Source organism: Nocardioides carbamazepini, assembly GCF_024614185.1.
GTDB classification, from domain to species: Bacteria; Actinomycetota; Actinomycetes; order Propionibacteriales; family Nocardioidaceae; genus Nocardioides; species Nocardioides carbamazepini.
On record NZ_JAHTLF010000018.1, the window covers coordinates 546,592 to 562,569 of the forward strand.

Consider the following 15,978-nt stretch of genomic DNA (forward strand, 5'->3'; position numbering starts at 1 on the left):
CGTTGCCTCCTGATGTCGTTCGCCGGATGGCGCAGGCGATCCTACTCGCCGACGAGTCGGTAGCTCTGCTTGCTGCTCCGCCTGGGGCGCGTTGGAGCGACGATCCCCCGCTCCTCCAGTTCGCGAAGCCGGCGAAGGACGGTCTGGTACCCCATCCCGAGGTGGGCGGCCATGCCACGCGATGTGGCGTGACCCGCCTGGATCGTTTGGACGATGACGTCGAGTTCGGCCTCAATTCCTTCGCGCTCCGCCGCATCGGATGGGTCGGCGGAGCCCTCGAGTCCCGGAAGCGAGATCTGGTCGACCTCCTCGATCAAGCGGTAGCTGGCGTAGCGCTTGCCGCCGGTCCGAACGGCGACGCCACGTGTGACGAGGTCCCTGACCGCGCGGCGAGCGTCGGTGTCGCTCACGCCCCAGGCGCGCAGCATTCCGACGCTGACGCGACCGGAGCTTCGCATGATGGCGAGAGCAAGGTGCTGCGCATCCGTGAGCCCCGGCAGCCCGAGGCTCGCAATCCACTCGATGGTCTGGGGCGCGAGCAGCGCGGTGCGGGGCACGGTGACCATCAGCCGCCCCGGCTCCGCGTCGAACTCGGGAGGCGACATTCCAGCCTTGCGGAGCGCCGCGACCGCCGTGACCAGGCCTGACCCTCGGTTCTCGGCGATGGTCTCGGCCGGTCGGTCTGGGAGCGGGACATCGGCAAGCAGCTTCGCCAGCGTCGCGTTCCGCGACTTGGACTCGATTCGGGCCGCACCCAACTGATCGACGGTCACGCCACCGAAGAGGCCACCGGTGCTCTTGACGACCAACCGATCTGGGTACAGCTCGATCTGCACCTGCGTGCCTCGGCTCTCTGGGCTGTAGTCGCGGTGCATGAGAGCGTTGGTGATCAGCTCGCGGATCACCTCGGTGGGGTAGTCGTAGCGATCCTCGCGACCGAGACCGCGGACGATGGCTGCCCGGCTCATGTTGCGACGGAGAACCGCAGTCACCTCGTGCAGGATCACGGGGAGCGGGCCGTCGACGGTCACGTTCTCGAGGAATCGCTCGCCTTCGGGGCCCAGTTCGCCCATCCGGGTCGTGGGTAGAACGACCACTGATGCGAACAGCTGCGGGAAGAACTGCTGCGGATAGACACCGAGGCTCAGCAGACCCGCCAGTGTCAGTCGTGGCACCCCGTCGAGTTCCCGGACTGCGCCGAGTCTCTTGAGCGCCGTGACCGGCTCGACGCCGTCGAAGGCACGAGGCGATCGATCGGCCGCATGGCGGAGCACCTGCTCGACAAGGCGGGGGTCGAGATCATCGATGGTTGCCTCCGCGACGATCTCCTGGTCGTGGGTCGGTTGCTCGCGGTTCGACAGGAGTTGGGTGACCTCGTAGCGGCTCAGTCTCCGATCACCGTCGCCGCCACGGATGAAGGAGCCGTTGTATTCACCGCGGTCGGTGATGAAGCACGGTTTGTCGACCGGGTCGAGCTCCTCGATGTCGAGGCGGACGACCTGAGCGCCCTCGAAGTCGATGACCTCGATTGCCGTGCGGATCGGCGGTGACATCTTCTGATGACACACGTCGGCCAGAGCGTCCCGGATCCTGGATGCGTCGAAGCCAGTGGCCGGCCGAAAGCCATCTTCATCGAGTCCGAGCAGAAGGGTTCCACCGTCGCCGTTGGCGAAGGCACTCAGCGTTTCCCCGACGGTCTTCGGCAGCCCCTTGGCCGCAGCTTTGACCTCGATCTCCGTCGGCTCCAGCCCAAGGCGGCGGAGTCGCTCGACCATGGCATCCACGTTCGACTCTGACACTCTCTTCCCCAACTCTCTCAGACTCTATCTAACTCTATCAGGGCCAGCCTTGTTGGGAGAGAGCTTGCGATCGAGTGGCAGTCAGAGTGTCGGAGTCATGGCTTGCGTCATCAGGTCAGCTGCTGCCGCCAGCGTCCGATCGATCCACTTCGGCCACAGGTGGCCGTCGCCAACGGTGAGCAGCCAGGTCCGGCCGCGGATGCTCGGGCAGGTACTTCACGATGTGAGATCGCAGCATCTCCACGAGGCCGCCGTCAGGACGCAGGCACCAGCACCTGGGCCGCGCACACCTTGAACTCCGGCATCCGGCTGACCGGGTCGAGGGCGTCGTTGGTGAGCCGGTTGGCGCCCACCCAGTGGAAGGGCACGAAGACGGTGTCCGGACGGATGGTGGTGACCACCCGGGCGGGCGCCCGCATCTCGCCCCGGCGCGTGCGTACCACCACCGGCCGGCCATCGGTCGCGCCGATCCGGTCGGCGAGCAGCGGGTGCAGTTCGACGAACGCGCCGTCGTCGGCAAGGTCGCGGATCCGCCGGGTCTGGGCGCCGGACTGGTACTGCGCCAGCACCCGGCCGGTCGTCAGGTGCACGGGGTACGACGGGTCGGGCTGCTCGGCCGGACCGGCGTACTCCGGCGCGACGAAGCGGGCGCGGCCGTCGGGCGTGGCGAAGGAGTCCGCGAACAGCCGCGGGGTGCCGGGATGCTGCGCCTGACCTTCGGGGGCGGAGGGGCACGGCCAGAAGACACCCTTCTCGTCCGCGATCCGGGCGTAGCTGATGCCGGAGTAGTCGGCCCGGCCCCCCGCGGAGGCCCGGCCCAGCTCGGCGAAGATCTCCTCCGGGTCCGTCGAGAAGGCGATGGGTGCGTCCAGCCGCTCCGCCAGGCCCGCGAGGACGTCGAGGTCGCTGCGCACGCCGTCGGGCGGGCTGAGCGCCTGCCGCCGCAGGACGACCCGGCCCTCGAGGTTGGTCATCGTGCCGGTCTCCTCGGCCCACTGGGTGACGGGCAGGACGACGTCGGCGAGCGCGGCGGTCTCGGACAGGACGAGGTCGCAGACGACGAGCAGGTCGAGGGACTCCAGACGCCGCGTGATCCGCGTGGCGTTGGGCGCCGAGACCACGATATTGGAGCCGAGGACCAGCAGTGCCTTCCCGCCGTCGTGCTGCCCGAGCGAGTCCAGCAGCTCGTAGGCCGACCGGCCCTTGCCGGGCAGGCTCTCCGGCGGCACGCCCCACACCCCCGCGACGTGGGCCCGCGCCGCCGGGTCGTCGATCATCCGGTAGCCGGGCAGCTGGTCGGCCTTCTGACCGTGCTCACGCCCGCCCTGCCCGTTGCCCTGGCCGGTGAGGCAGCCGTACCCGGCGTACGGCTTCCCCGGCATGCCGAGCGCCAGCGCCACGTCGATCCAGGCCAGCACGGTGGCGGTGCCCTGGGCGTGCTGCTCGGCGCCGCGGGCGGTCAGCACCATGACCCGCGGGCGTCGGTCGCTCCGCTCCCCGCCGGCTGACGCCGCGGCGCCGGCCAGCAGCGTCACGAGGGCGCGCAGCTCGTCGGCGGCGACACCGGTGGTGCGCTCGACCCGCTCCGGCCACCAGGCGGCGGCCGCCCGGCGTACGTCGTCGAAGCCGGTCGTCCGCGCCGCGACATAGGCCTCGTCGACCGCGCCCCGGGCGTCGAGCAGGTGCAGCACCCCGAGGGCGAGGGCGAGGTCGGTGCCCGGCACGGGCTGGAGGAAGAGGTCGGCGCGCTCGCCGGTCGGGGTGAGCCGCGGGTCGATGACGACGACCCGGCCACCGCGCTCCCGGAGCCGGTCGAGGTGGCGGGCCGCGGGCGGCATGGTCTCGGCGAGGTTGGAGCCCACGAGGACGACCACGTCGGCGTGCTCGACGTCGGCCAGCGGGAACGGCAGGCCGCGGTCGATGCCGAAGACCTGGTTGCCCGCGCTGGCCGCCGAGCTCATGCACCAGCGGCCGTTGTAGTCGATCTGGCTGGTGCCCAGGGCCACGCGCGCGAACTTCCCGAGCTGGTAGGCCTTCTCGTTGGTCAGGCCACCGCCGCCGAAGACCGCGACGACGTCCTTGCCGTGCGCCTCCTGCAGCACGCGGATCCGGCCGGCGACCAGGTCGAGCGCCTCGTCCCAGCCCGCCGCCCGCAGCTCGCCGGTCCCCGGGTCGCGCACCAGCGGCGTCGTGAGCCGCTCCCTGCTGCCGCGCAGCCCGCCCGCCGCCCAGCCCTTGCGGCACAACGCTCCCTCGTTGACCGGGAAGTCCACCCAGGCGCCGATCTCGAGACCCGGCCTCCTGCCGGTCGAGCCACCCGGGCCGGCCGCGCCTCGGGTGATCGTCATGCCGCACTGGAGGCTGCAGTAGGGACAGTGGGTCTGCGTCGGGGCGGGGGGCACGATCCGATTCCACGACACCCGCGTTTCGCTCCGGACATCACCGGACCCACCCCGTGTCAACGAGTCCTCACGGTCTCACCGACGACCCGCTGTCCACAGGGTGGTCACCGAGATGAGACGCTAGGAACTTCCGAGAGACACCACCACAGCGCTGTGGGCGGCGTCCTCGTGCGTACGAAGGAGCATCGTGAACGACCTGAACCCGACCTTGCAGCCGATCTTCGACGAGATCCTGGCCCGGAATCCCGGCGAGTCCGAGTTCCACCAGGCGACGCGCGAACTGCTGGACAGCCTCGGTCCGGTCGTCGCCCGCCACCCGGAGTACGCCGACGCCGCGATCCTCCGACGCGTGTGCGAGCCGGAGCGCCAGATCATCTTCCGGGTGCCGTGGGTCGACGACGCGGGCCAGGTCCAGCTCAACCGCGGCTTCCGGGTGGAGTTCAACTCCGCGCTCGGGCCCTACAAGGGCGGCCTGCGCTTCCACCCGTCGGTCTACCTCGGCATCGTCAAGTTCCTCGGCTTCGAGCAGATCTTCAAGAACGCACTCACCGGCATGCCCATCGGCGGCGGCAAGGGCGGCTCGGACTTCGACCCGAAGGGTCGCAGCGACGCCGAGGTGATGCGCTTCTGCCAGTCGTTCATGACCGAGCTCTACCGCCACATCGGCGAGTACACCGACGTCCCCGCCGGCGACATCGGTGTCGGCGGCCGCGAGATCGGCTACCTGTTCGGGCAGTACAAGCGGATCACCAACCGCTACGAGTCCGGCGTCCTCACCGGCAAGGGCATCGGCTGGGGCGGCTCGCTGGTCCGCACCGAGGCCACCGGCTACGGCACCGTGTTCTTCGCCAACGAGATCCTCAAGGCCCGCAAGAGCTCCTTCGAGGGTCAGACGGTCGTCGTCTCGGGTTCGGGGAATGTCGCGATCTACGCCGCCGAGAAGGCCACCGAGCTCGGCGCGATCGTGGTCGCCTGCTCCGACTCGAGCGGGTACGTCGTCGACGAGAAGGGCCTCGACCTCGACCTGCTGAAGGAGGTCAAGGAGGTGCGCCGCGAGCGGCTGTCGGCGTACGCCGAGGCGCGCGAGTCGGCCCGCTTCGTCGCGGGTGGCCCCGACAGCTCCGGCAGCTCCGGCAGCTCCGGCAGTTCGGTGTGGGACGTCCCCTGCGACATCGCCCTCCCCTGCGCCACCCAGAACGAGCTGGACGGCGACCACGCGCTGACCCTGGCCCGCAACGGCTGCACGGTCGTCGCCGAGGGCGCCAACATGCCGTGCACCCCGGCCGCAGTGAGGGTCTTCGCCGAGGCGGGCATCGCGTTCGCCCCCGGCAAGGCGGCCAACGCCGGCGGCGTGGCGACCAGTGCGCTCGAGATGCAGCAGAACGCGTCTCGCGACTCGTGGAGCTTCGCGCACACCGAGGAGCGGCTCGAGCAGATCATGGTCGGCATCCACGCCCGCTGCCTGGAGACGGCCGAGACCTACGGCGTGCCCGGCAACTACGTCGCCGGCGCCAATATCGCCGGGTTCACCCGGGTCGCGGACGCGATGCTGGCCCTCGGCGTGATCTGAGGTCGGGTCGGGGCGCTCCCGGCAGGTCCGGGGTGGGGGTTGGTTCATCACGGTATGTAGGCCAACCGCCACTTCCGTAGTGGAACTCGGCGCGGGAGGTGCGAGTTCGGCTGCATACCGTGATGAGACCGCGCCCCCGCGATCCCCGCCTCAGATCCCGGCATCGGCGTATGTCCGCCCCCGGCGGCAGTAGACCGCCCAGGTGACGACGAGACACGCGACGTAGAAGGCAGCGAAGACCGCGAAGGCACTGCGGGTCGCGGCCAGCGGCTCGCTCACCCACGGGCTGTTGAACGTGATCGGGATGAGGAAGCCGCCGAGCGCGCCGACGGCGCCGATGATGCCGACCGCGGCCGACGACCGGCGCGTGCCGTCGAGCAGCGCGAGCTCGCGCTCGGGGCTGTCCTCGACGGTCGCCTGGATGGCGTCGGCGCGGTGGATGGCCGGGATCATCTTGTACGTCGACCCGTTGCCGATGCCCGTGCAGGCGAACACCAGCAGGAAGACGCCGAGGAAGAGCGGGAAGACCTCCGTGTTGGTGTCGACGGCGGCGCTCTGCGCGGCGCCGCCGGCAGCCGGGATCGGGGTCAGCATCGCGAGCGTGCCGAGGATCCCGAGCGTGCCGAGTACCAGCCCGCCGAAGGCGAGCAGCGTGACCCGCGCTCCGCCGTACCGGTCGGCGAGGTGGCCGCCGAGCGGGCGGGTGACCGACCCGACCAGCGCGCCGAGGAAGGCGTAGTAGGCGAACTCGATGCCGGACCCCGAGCCCGGACCGGTCTGGTGCCAGAAGTTGAGCTTGATCAGCAGCGGCAGCGCGGCGGAGTAGCCGATGAAGGAGCCGAAGGTGCCGATGTAGAGGAAGGCCATCACCCAGGTGTGCCGGTGCTTGAGGATGCTCAGCTGCTGGCGGGTGTCGGTGCGGGCGTTGGCCAGGTTGTCCATCCGGAAGCAGGCGGCCAGGACGGCGACCACCGCCAGTCCGGCGTACACCCAGGCGGCACGCTCGAGGTGGATGCCGCCCGCGCCGGCCTGCACGAGGCCGAAGACACCGGCCCCGCCGACGAGCACCGGCAGGAACAGCTGGATGAGCGCGACACCCAGGTTGCCGCCGGCCGCGTTGAGTCCGAGCGCGGCGCCCTTGAGCCGGGCGGGATAGAAGAAGTTGATGTTCGCCATCGAGCTGGCGAAGTTGCCGCCGCCGAAGCCCGCCGTCGCGGCGATCACGCAGAACACGGCGTACGGCGTGCCCGGCTGGGTGACGGCGTACGCGAAGCCGAGCGTCGGCACGAGCAGCAACCCGGCGCTGACCATGGTCCAGTTGCGACCGCCGAAGCGCCCCACCGCCAGGGTGTAGGGGACACGGATCAGGGCGCCCACCAGGTTGGGGATCGCGATCAGGAGGAAGAGCTGCTGGGGCGAGAACGCGAAGCCCTGCGCCACCAGAAAGGCCGAGCTGACGCTCCAGATCAGCCACACGGAGAAGCCGAGGTGCTCGGCGAAGATCGACCAGACCAGGTTGCGGCGGGCGATCGGGGCGCCGGTGGTCTCCCAGAAGTCCGGGTCCTCCGGGCGCCAGTCCTCGATCCACCGGCCGCGGCGGCGGGACGGTTCGGGTGCGCGGGTGGCAAGGTCGCCACCGGGGCTGGTCAGGGTCATCGCAGGCTCCTGGCAGGCAGAGATCCGGTTGTCGTGCCTCAGCCTGTGCTGCCGCGGTAACGACGCGAGGCGCCCCGAGATCTCGTCTCGTCAACTCCGTCTCACGGGCTCACGCGCCTCACGGGCTCACGTCTGTGGAGAGCGCGTGGGGTCAGGGCGGGTCGTGTCGGCCCCTTCCGTCACGGTCGATCTCGCTTCTCCGTCTCGGGAGATGCGTGCACACTGGAGGAGACCGATGTGTCGATTCGTCAGGATTTCAGCCATGGATGTCGCCTACGCCGAACGCTTCGAGCGGATCCCCATGTCCCGGGCCGAGTTCGATCAGCTGCCGGAGAAGGTTCGGGCGGAGTACGTCGACGGCGTCGCTCTCGTGACGCCGCCCGCGCGCGGCGATCACAACGGGGTGGGCCTCGAGCTCGCGATCGTTCTCCGGCAGGCGTTCCCCGACGCCATCGTCCGCTACGACCGCGGCGTCGAGCTGCCGACCGGAACCCTGCGGATTCCTGATGTCGCGGTGCAGATCGTTCGTGACGACGAGGCGTGGTCGCCGAACCTGCCGGTGCTGGTCGTCGAGATCCTCTCCCGCTCGACGCGCAGTGAGGATCTCTTCCGAAAGACCGACGACTACCGCAGATCAGGGATCCAGCAGTACTGGATCGTCGACCGCGCGGCCCGGACCCTCGCCGTCCTGGTCAATGCGGGCGAGCACTGGGACATCGGCCTCAGCCTCACGGACGACAGTCCGACGGGCTCGATCGAGGTCGCCGACCTCGGCGGCGTCGAGCTCGACCTGACGGCGCTACTGGCCTGACAGCGCGAAGCCTCGCGCGATCTCCAGCGCGCGCTCCCGGTCGAGGAAGAAGAACTGCGCCGGCTTCTCGGCGATGCTCGTGCGGAGGTCGACGAGCGGCCCACGCTCGCAGCCGACCCGCTCCATCATGGCGACGGAGGCGGTGTTGCGCGCGTCCGGCTCGAAGACCAGGCGCCGGCAGCCGGGCAGGTGGGCCACGAAGTCGAGCCCCGCAGCGATGACCTCCGCGGTCCGGCCGGCGCGGCGCCGGTCGTCGGCGAGGAGGAGGTGGATCCCGACGTCGCCCGGGAGGCGGTCGTACCACCGGCCGATCTCGTCGACCTCCGGGTCGTAGGTCTGCAGCAGGCCGACGGGGGCCTCGTCGACCTCGATGAGGTACGCCGCCAGATGGGCCTGCTCGACGATATAGGTGTAGACCAGCGCGACGTCCGCCACCGAGTGGTCGGTCATCCCCCAGAACTCCGCGCGCGGGGTGCTGACCCAGGTGTGCAGCAGGGCAGCGTCCCGCTCGGGGACGACAGGGCGGATCGCGACGGTCATGCGGACTCCTCGGTGACGGGTCGGGTGATCGGGATCGTGCCCCCGGCCGCCCAGACCGCCTGCTGGTCGTGGTGGTGCGGCGAGGCCGGGTCGCCGCTCGCGCCGAGGGGCACGACCCAGCGGCTGTCACCGGCCAGGTCCCAGACCCAGCGGGCGACCGGCCCGTGCAGACAGGCACCGGTGCCGCCGAGGGCGCGGGTGGCGAGGACGCAGTCGTCGTCGCCGGACAGCGCGAGGTACGGAGGCGCGGAGCCGTCCGGGGCATCGAGGCCGAGCTGCTGATGCGGCGTGAGGGGTACGGCGACGTGACCGGTCCCCCACGCGGCGGGCGCGGGCTGTGTCGCCACCTGCTCCAGCGCGGCCGCCACGAGCTGCAGCACATCGACGCCGAACGGCTTGCCGGCGGCCAGGATCGCGGGCAGGCACAGCCGGATCCGGCCGCGCAGGTCGAACCACGGCGCGAACAGCTCGCCGTGCGGGGAGCCGTCGACGCCGCGCAGCGCGGGGGCGTCGGACAGGCCATCGACGACGGCGGCCCGGACCTGCGCGAAGAGAGCGGCGTCGACGCTGCCGGCGGCCATCCGGCGGTCCCAGGCGAGCAGCCGGTCGCGGAGCGCCGCGGACAAGTCGGTGAGATCGACCAGGGACGCGATCGTGTCGAGCAGCGCGGCGCCGGCGGTCTGCCGGTCGTCGCCGAGCACGGCGCCGACGGCGCCGGGCGTCAGGGGTCCGGCCGCCGCCCGGTCGTCGAGGAGCTCCCGGATCCGGTGGGCCCGGTGCGGCGGGGCGAAGTCGGAGCCGACCCGCTCGAAGTCCGGCGTGGCACGGTCGTTGGCGGTGACGAGCACCGGGCCGGTCCGGCGCGGCAGGTCCGCGACCCAGCCGCCCGTCCACCGGCGATCGCCGTCGCGTTCGGGGATCCGCCCGACCACGCGGTGCTCGGTGCGGCCGTACCGGTCGCCGACCACGAGGTTGTCGACCGGGCCCACCCAGCCGGCGAAGGCGGCGGTCACGTCCCTGGCGCGCCGGGAGCGCAGCAGCGGGAGGATCGCGTCGAGCCCGAGGTCGCCCAGGACGTAGGCGGGCGTGCGCAGGCTGAACGTCTCCGGTTCGTCCGGTCCACCGACCACCACGGGGCCGCGCTCGGTGACGAGCACCTCGACCTCGTGCACGTCGTAGCTGTCGGCGCCGGTGCGGACCCGCACCTGCTCGACCCGGCCGGCGACCGGCTCCCACCCCGACGCGCCCCGAGCGATGACCGCGTCCCGATGACGGACCAGCTCCTCGACGTACACGTCCTCGTCGTCGGCCACCGCGTTGGTGATCCCCCACGCGACATCGCCGGCGTGGCCGAAGTGCTGGACACCAGGGACGCCGACGAAGGTGAGGCCGGCGACGTCGAAGGGGTCGTGCGGGTCGGTGCAGACCAGCCGCACCTGGGCGTAGCAGCCGGGCGCCTCGATCACCCGGTGCGGGTCGCCGGCGAGGATCGGCAGCCCGCTGGCGGTCAGGGACCCGTCGACGACGAGCGCGTTGCTGCCCCCGGGCAGGCCCTCGGTGCGGAAGAGCGGGAGCCACTCGTCGCCGGTCGTCGCCGCGAGGTGGCGCCGCCAGAGCTGGCTGGGGAAGCCGGAGAACAGCAGGTGCTGGACGGCGAACACGGCGAGCGGCGTCCACGGCTGCCACCGGCGTTCGACGACCTCGTTGACGCCCTCGACGTAGGCATCCACGAAGGCGCGACTCTGGGTCGAGAGGGCGGCGTACGCCCGTCGGGCGACGTCGACGAGCAGCGCGCGGCGAGCCAGGACGTCCCACTCGACGGCGGTCGCGCCGAAGACCTCGGCACAGGTCCCCTCGGCGCGGCGGCGCTCGACCTCGAGCTGCCAGGCCCGGTCCTGCGCGGTCGCGCGGCCCTGGGCGCGCGCGACCGCGAGCACGGAGTCGCCCACCACATGGGGGATTCCGTGCTCGTCGCGGGTGATGGTCACGGCGCCACCGGGTTGCGCAACGTGCCGGCGAAGATGAGCGACTCGGCCTGGTCGGTCAGGTCGACCATCTGCAGGGTGTTGCGGAGCTGCAGCCGGTTGAGGCAGCTGTGCCGGAACTCCGGTCGCAGCAGGTCGTAGCGCCGCGCGGCCTCGACCAGCTCGGGATGGTCGGCCGCGTGCTGCTCGATGGTCTCGCGCGCGATCGCCCAGAACTCCGCGGCGGGCAGCATCCCGTCGTCGTCCAGGATCGCCGCGACGAAGCGCAGCACGCCGTCAAGGATGTCGGTGTGGACGGCGAGCGCCTTGACGTCGTCGGGGAAGCTGCCGCGGATCCGCTCGACCTCGGCCGGCAGCGGCAGACTCAGCCCACCGGGAGGGGCCATCACGACGACCTCCTCGCCGATGTCCTTCATGAACGCGCCGACCGGGATGTGGTCGCGCAGCCGCAGCAGCAGGTTCTCGCCGTGCGGCATGAAGGCGAGGTCGTAGGCGTGCAGGCAGTGCACGAGCGGACGGAGGTAGGCCCGCAGGTAGCCGCGCACCCAGGTCGCCGCGTCGACCGGCGACGCCTTGATCCACGCGGTGACGAGCGCGTCGCCGTCGGCGTCGCGGTGCAGCAGCGCGGCCATGGTGGTCAGCTGCTCGCCCGCGGGGGTGCGGGGCACCGGGCTCTCGCGCCACAGCGCCGCGATCATCTTCCGGTACGGCGACGGGCCGGCCACGCGGTGGAAGGCATCGCCCGTGTAGCCGATGGCCGCCCGCTCGCGGAGCACCTCGAACCCGCACGCCCTCAGCTCGTCGTCGGCCTCGACGACCGAGGCCACCCAGTCGTTGATCGCCGGGGTCGCCGCCATGTAGGCGGGCGAGAGCCCGCGCACGAAGCCCATGTTCTGGATGGCGAGCGCGGTCTTCACGTAGTGCCGCTCCGGCCTGCTGGCGTTGAAGAAGGTGCGGATCGACTGCTGCGGGCGGTGGTCGTCGTCGCCGGCGCCGAGGTGGACGAGGTCGCGGCGCGCGACGTCCGGCGCGAAGGTGATCGCCAGCTTGTGCTGCCACTGCCACGGGTGCACGGGGACGAACAGGTAGTCGGCCGGGTCGAGACCGAGGGCGCGCAGCCGGCCGGCGAAGCGGTCCCGGACGCCCGGCACCAGCTCGCCGTCGTACAGCTCCGCCTCGGTGGCGTCGGCGGCCAGCGACAGGTGCGTGAGGGCGCGGCGCGCGGCGAGCCAGTGCAGCCGGACCGGTCGGCCGGTCTCGGGCGCGTAGGCGCGATAGTCGTCGAGGCCGAAGCCGATCCGCCCGTTGTTGGCGACGAACGCGGGATGTCCCTCCGTCATCGCCGACTCGATCTCCTGGTAGCCCGCATCGACCAGGTCGGCCACCGGGACGGCGCGGTGGCGCAGCTTCCACGCACCGGCCGCCAGCGTGGCGGCGATCTCCTCGAGGTAGGTCGGCAGCAGCTGGTCCGGGATGCCCAGCGTCGGCGCCAGCTCCGCGATCAGCTCCTGGGCGTCAGGGGCGGTCGTGCCACCGTCGCGGGTGCGCTCGATCGAGACGGGGTCGACGACCCAGTGGTCGAGGAGGTGCCGCGTCGCCGTGAAGGTGTACGACGACGGGCCGGCCACGACCCGCCACCGCTCCTCGCCGGGGACCGGGGTGGGGGCCAGGAGCCGCTCGTGGGCGAACTCACCCAGCGCCTTGGCCACCAGGTGCCGCTGGGCGCGGTCCATCAGCTCGGGGGTGAGGTGGTCCGCGGGGTCGGCGTGGTCACGCACCAACCGGAACTGCTGCGTCTCGGCGGTCCGGACAGCGCATTCGGTAGGTGCGCGGACCAGGTCCGGCGCGTTCCAGTCGTCTCGGGAGCAGACCGACAGCACCGCGGTCTTGCCGGGCAGCGCGACCTCGCGGACCTCGACGAAGCCGGCGGCGACGTTCTTGGCACGGATCCTCTCGTTGCGGGCGTCCGGATCGACGACCACCCGGCGCACGGCCGGATCGGCGAAGCAGTGCGCCATGACCGCGTCGAAGACGGTCGTGGTGAGGCCGCGGACCGGGGAGCCGGCGGGCGGCGCGACGAGCAGGTGCATGCCGAGGTCGCCGTCGCCCACCTCCGGCAGGCCGGCCAGCGGGGAGTGCGCCGGGTCGTAGGTCTCGGCCAGGAAGACCGGTCGCCCGTCGACCCGGCCCAGCCAGGCGTCATGGTGCGGGTTCGCGAGGATCCCGGCGTACTCCCGGCCGACGTCGTCGCGACTGGCGTCCTGCATCATCCAGTACGCCGAGCGCGGGTGGGTGACCCATGCGTGGAGCAGATCGAGGTCGCGCTCGACGTCGACCGGCTCGAGGGTGACGGTCCGCATCAGATCGCCTGCTTCAGGTGGTCGGGGACGCCGAACGTCTGCACGGCGACCTGCTTCTCGACGGGGTACACCTCGCGGCCGAGCATCGCGGCGACGATGACCGAGTTGCGGTACGGGCCCATGCCGAGGTCCGGGGCCAGCAGGGAGTGGGTGTGCTCCTCGGCGTTCTGCACGAAGATCTCGCCGCCGCGTACGTCGACGGAGTAGTCGGCGGCGACGTCGTAGCGACCGCGGGCGTCGTACCGGATCCGGTCCCGGACGCCGTCGAGGAACGCTGGCCGGGTGGGCGCGTAGCCGGTGGCGAGCACCAGGCCCCCGGTGGCGAGGCCGAACGACTCACCGGTCTCGACGTGCAGCAGGTCCAGCTCGCTGCCGCCCGTGACCGGGCGGGCGCCGCGGACCTCGGTGTTGGTGAGCAGCGTCGTGCGCGGGCCGACGCCGGTGACCCGCTGCTGGTAGTGCAGGTCGAAGATCGCGTCGACCAGGTCGCCGCTGATCCCCTTGAACAGGTGACGCTGCTCGCGGGCCAGCCGGTCGCGGGTGTCGATGGGGAGCGCACGGTGGTAGGCGCCGTACTCCGGCGAGGTCATCTCCAGCGTGAGCTTGGTGTACTCCATCGGGAAGAACCGCGGGCTGCGGGTCAGCCACACCAGCTCGTAGCCGCGGTCCGGCGCCTCGGCCAGCAGGTCCTGGTAGATCTCGGCCGCGCTCTGGCCGCTGCCGACGATGGTGATCCGCTCCTGCTGCTGCAGCTCGGCCTTGCGGGAGAGGTAGTCAGCCGAGTGCGTCGCGATGCCGTGGTCGACCAGCGGGCGGAGCGGGTCCGGGACGCGCGGGGACGTGCCGATACCGAGGACCAGCCGACGGGTCCGCCAGGTCTCGCCGGCGGCGCTGCGCACGACGTACGCCGTCCCGTCGTGCGTCACCTCGGTGACCCGCTGCCCGAAGCGCACGGAGGGCAGGCTCTCGGCGGCCCAGCGGCAGTAGTCGTCGTACTCCTTGCGCAGCGGGTAGAAGCTCTCGCGGATGTAGAACGGGTAGAGGTGGCCGGTCTGCTTGAGGTAGCTGAGGAACGACCAGCGCGAGGTCGGGTCGGCCATCGTGACGAGGTCGGCGAGGAACGGGACCTGCAGGCTCGCGTCGTCGAGCAGCATCCCGGGGTGCCAGTCGAAGCCGTCGCGGGCCTCCAGGAAGACACCGTCGAGGTCGTCGCTCGCCCGCAGCGGGTCGGTCAGGCAGGCCAGGCCGAGGTTGAACGGACCGAGGCCGATGCCGACGAAGTCGTGGGTGATCACCGGGCGACCTCCAGCGTCTGCCGCTGGTGCGCGGGCGCCAGCCGGGCGCCGGCGGCCCGGACGAGGCCGAGGACCCCCGTGATGTCCTCGACCGTCGCCATCGGGTTGAGCAGGGTGAGCTTGAGGTGCTGCACGCCGTCGACCTTGGTCGCCGCGATCATCGCCCGGCCCGACGCGTAGAGCTCCTCCCGGATCGCGTTGGCGAGGGCGGCGCTCGCCCTCTCGTCGAGCGCGGGCCCGGGCGGGACGTAGCGGAAGACGAGGGTGCTCAGCTCGGGTGCGGCGGCGAAGGCGAGGTCGACCTCGTCCCGGTGGGCGGCGTACACCTCCGTCGCGAGGTCGATGACCGCGTCGACGTACCGGCCGACGAGGTCGGGTCCCATCGTCCGCAGCGTCACCCACAGCTTGAGTGCGTCGAAGCGGCGGGTGGTCTGCAGGCTCTTGTCGACCTGGTTGGGGTTGGTGGCCTCGCGCGGGTTGAGGTAGTCGGCGTGCCAGGTCGCCGGGCGCAGCGTGGCACGGTCGCGCACGACGATCGCGCTCGACGACACCGGCTGGAAGAAGGTCTTGTGGAAGTCGACGGTCACCGAGTCCGCGCGCTCGATCCCCCGGAGCCGGTCGCGGCGGGTCGGGGAGACGAGGAGCCCGCCGCCGTACGCCGCGTCGACGTGGAGCCAGGCGTCGTACGCGACGGCGAGGTCGGCGATCTCGTCGAGCGGGTCGATCGCGCCGAAGTCCGTGGTCCCTGCCGTCGCGACGATCGCCATCGGCCGCAGGCCGAGATCGACGCAGGCCGCGAGCGAGCGCTCCAGCGCGACCGGGTCCATCCGGTGCCGCTCGTCGGTCGGCACGCTGACCACAGACTCGTCGCCGAGGCCGAGCAGCCGCGCGGACTTCTGCACCGAGAAGTGGCTCTCCGCCGAGGCGAGGATGCGCAGCCGCTCGGCGGGGACCTGCTCGTGCCGGCCGCGGGCGAGCAGCAGGGCCTGCAGGTTGGACTGGCTGCCGCCGCTGGTGAACACCCCGTCCGGGTCACCGCCCTCGTCGTAGCCGATCCGCTCCGCCGTCCACGCGATCAGGCGCCGCTCGATGAACGTCCCTCCGACGCTCTGGTCGAAGGTGTCCAGCGAGCTGTTGACCGAGGCCACGAACAGCTCGGCCAGCAGGGCCGGTACGACGACCGGGCAGTTGAGGTGGGCGGCGTACGACGGCTCGTGGAACCAGACCGCGTCGTCGAGCCACAGCCGCGACATCTCGTCGAGGACCTGGGTGGCATCGGCCAGCGGCTGGTCGAGATCGACCTCCGCCACCTGGGCGGCCGCCCGGTGCGGTGGCATACCGGTCGCCGGTCCGCTCACCCCCTTGAGCTGGCGCAGCAGGTGATCGAGACCCTCGCCGAGAGTGGCGGCGTAGTGGTCGGCATGGGCAGGATGGAACACGTGGTGCAAGGGGAGCTGAGGCACGACAGGCTCACTTCGGTCCGAGATCAGGTAAGCCTTACCTAAGCAGATCGGACCGGGCTGTGGCACCCCCTGTCTCAGGTGCGGCGCATCACGCCCG

General features: G+C 71.5%; 10 protein-coding genes. 2 read left to right on the forward strand and 8 right to left on the reverse strand.

What is annotated here, in order from left to right:
- Positions 1–41: 41 nt before the first annotated feature.
- Together KVF89_RS21325 and KVF89_RS21330 are read right to left on the reverse strand one after the other, a co-directional pair.
- On the reverse strand, positions 42–1,775 hold the full coding sequence (locus tag KVF89_RS21325) for an ATP-binding protein (RefSeq protein WP_257428452.1): 1,734 nt from the start codon (positions 1,773–1,775) through the stop codon (positions 42–44).
- 278 nt (positions 1,776–2,053) lie between these two features.
- On the reverse strand, positions 2,054–4,219 hold the full coding sequence (locus KVF89_RS21330) for a molybdopterin oxidoreductase family protein (protein ID WP_372497952.1): 2,166 nt from the start codon (positions 4,217–4,219) through the stop codon (positions 2,054–2,056).
- A gap of 178 nt (positions 4,220–4,397) precedes the next feature.
- Here KVF89_RS21330 and gdhA point away from each other — a divergent pair, with 178 nt between their 5' ends.
- Positions 4,398–5,771 (forward strand): NADP-specific glutamate dehydrogenase, encoded by a 1,374-nt coding sequence (gene gdhA / locus KVF89_RS21335; protein ID WP_257429168.1) that lies wholly within the window; start codon positions 4,398–4,400, stop codon positions 5,769–5,771.
- A 150-nt stretch (positions 5,772–5,921) separates the two neighbouring features.
- On the opposite strand, the gene KVF89_RS21340 is transcribed toward gdhA, so the two are convergent.
- Positions 5,922–7,427 carry an MFS transporter gene (locus tag KVF89_RS21340; RefSeq protein ID WP_257428459.1) on the reverse strand — a complete coding sequence of 502 codons (1,506 nt, stop codon included), beginning with the start codon at positions 7,425–7,427 and terminating at the stop codon, positions 5,922–5,924.
- 262 nt (positions 7,428–7,689) lie between these two features.
- Here KVF89_RS21340 and KVF89_RS21345 point away from each other — a divergent pair, with 262 nt between their 5' ends.
- Positions 7,690–8,238: a Uma2 family endonuclease gene (locus KVF89_RS21345; RefSeq protein ID WP_257428467.1), complete on the forward strand. Its 549-nt coding sequence runs from the start codon at positions 7,690–7,692 to the stop codon at positions 8,236–8,238.
- Here KVF89_RS21345 and KVF89_RS21350 read toward each other — a convergent pair.
- Genes KVF89_RS21350 through KVF89_RS21370 form a run of 5 tightly spaced genes read right to left on the reverse strand, consistent with a single transcriptional unit; the run spans position 8,227 to position 15,881 of the window.
- Positions 8,227–8,778, reverse strand: a complete 552-nt coding sequence (locus tag KVF89_RS21350) for a GNAT family N-acetyltransferase (protein WP_257428469.1) — start codon at positions 8,776–8,778, stop codon at positions 8,227–8,229. The genes KVF89_RS21345 and KVF89_RS21350 overlap by 12 nt on opposite strands.
- Positions 8,775–10,766, reverse strand: a complete 1,992-nt coding sequence (locus KVF89_RS21355) for a penicillin acylase family protein (RefSeq protein WP_257428471.1) — start codon at positions 10,764–10,766, stop codon at positions 8,775–8,777. Before KVF89_RS21355 ends, KVF89_RS21350 begins: the two co-directional genes overlap by 4 nt.
- The gene (locus tag KVF89_RS21360) at positions 10,763–13,123 is read right to left on the reverse strand and encodes a GNAT family N-acetyltransferase (RefSeq protein WP_257428473.1); all 2,361 of its coding nucleotides are present in this window, start codon (positions 13,121–13,123) and stop codon (positions 10,763–10,765) included. The genes KVF89_RS21355 and KVF89_RS21360 overlap by 4 nt, the downstream gene beginning before the upstream one ends.
- Positions 13,123–14,418, reverse strand: coding sequence for a lysine N(6)-hydroxylase/L-ornithine N(5)-oxygenase family protein (locus KVF89_RS21365; protein ID WP_257428475.1), 1,296 nt, complete (start codon positions 14,416–14,418; stop codon positions 13,123–13,125). The genes KVF89_RS21360 and KVF89_RS21365 overlap by 1 nt, the downstream gene beginning before the upstream one ends.
- On the reverse strand, positions 14,415–15,881 hold the full coding sequence (locus tag KVF89_RS21370; RefSeq protein ID WP_273475502.1) for a pyridoxal phosphate-dependent decarboxylase family protein: 1,467 nt from the start codon (positions 15,879–15,881) through the stop codon (positions 14,415–14,417). The genes KVF89_RS21365 and KVF89_RS21370 overlap by 4 nt, the downstream gene beginning before the upstream one ends.
- Positions 15,882–15,978: the final 97 nt, after the last annotated feature.

Excerpts from the sequence above, each read along its gene's own strand:
- KVF89_RS21325 (WP_257428452.1), bottom strand. The coding sequence starts at position 1,775 with ATGGTCGAGCGACTCCGCCGCCTTGGGCTGGAGCCGACGGAGATCGAG.
- KVF89_RS21340 (WP_257428459.1), bottom strand. The coding sequence starts at position 7,427 with ATGACCCTGACCAGCCCCGGTGGCGACCTTGCCACCCGCGCACCCGAA.
- KVF89_RS21350 (WP_257428469.1), bottom strand. The coding sequence starts at position 8,778 with ATGACCGTCGCGATCCGCCCTGTCGTCCCCGAGCGGGACGCTGCCCTG.
- KVF89_RS21345 (WP_257428467.1), top strand. The coding sequence starts at position 7,690 with ATGGATGTCGCCTACGCCGAACGCTTCGAGCGGATCCCCATGTCCCGG.
- KVF89_RS21360 (WP_257428473.1), bottom strand. The coding sequence starts at position 13,123 with ATGCGGACCGTCACCCTCGAGCCGGTCGACGTCGAGCGCGACCTCGAT.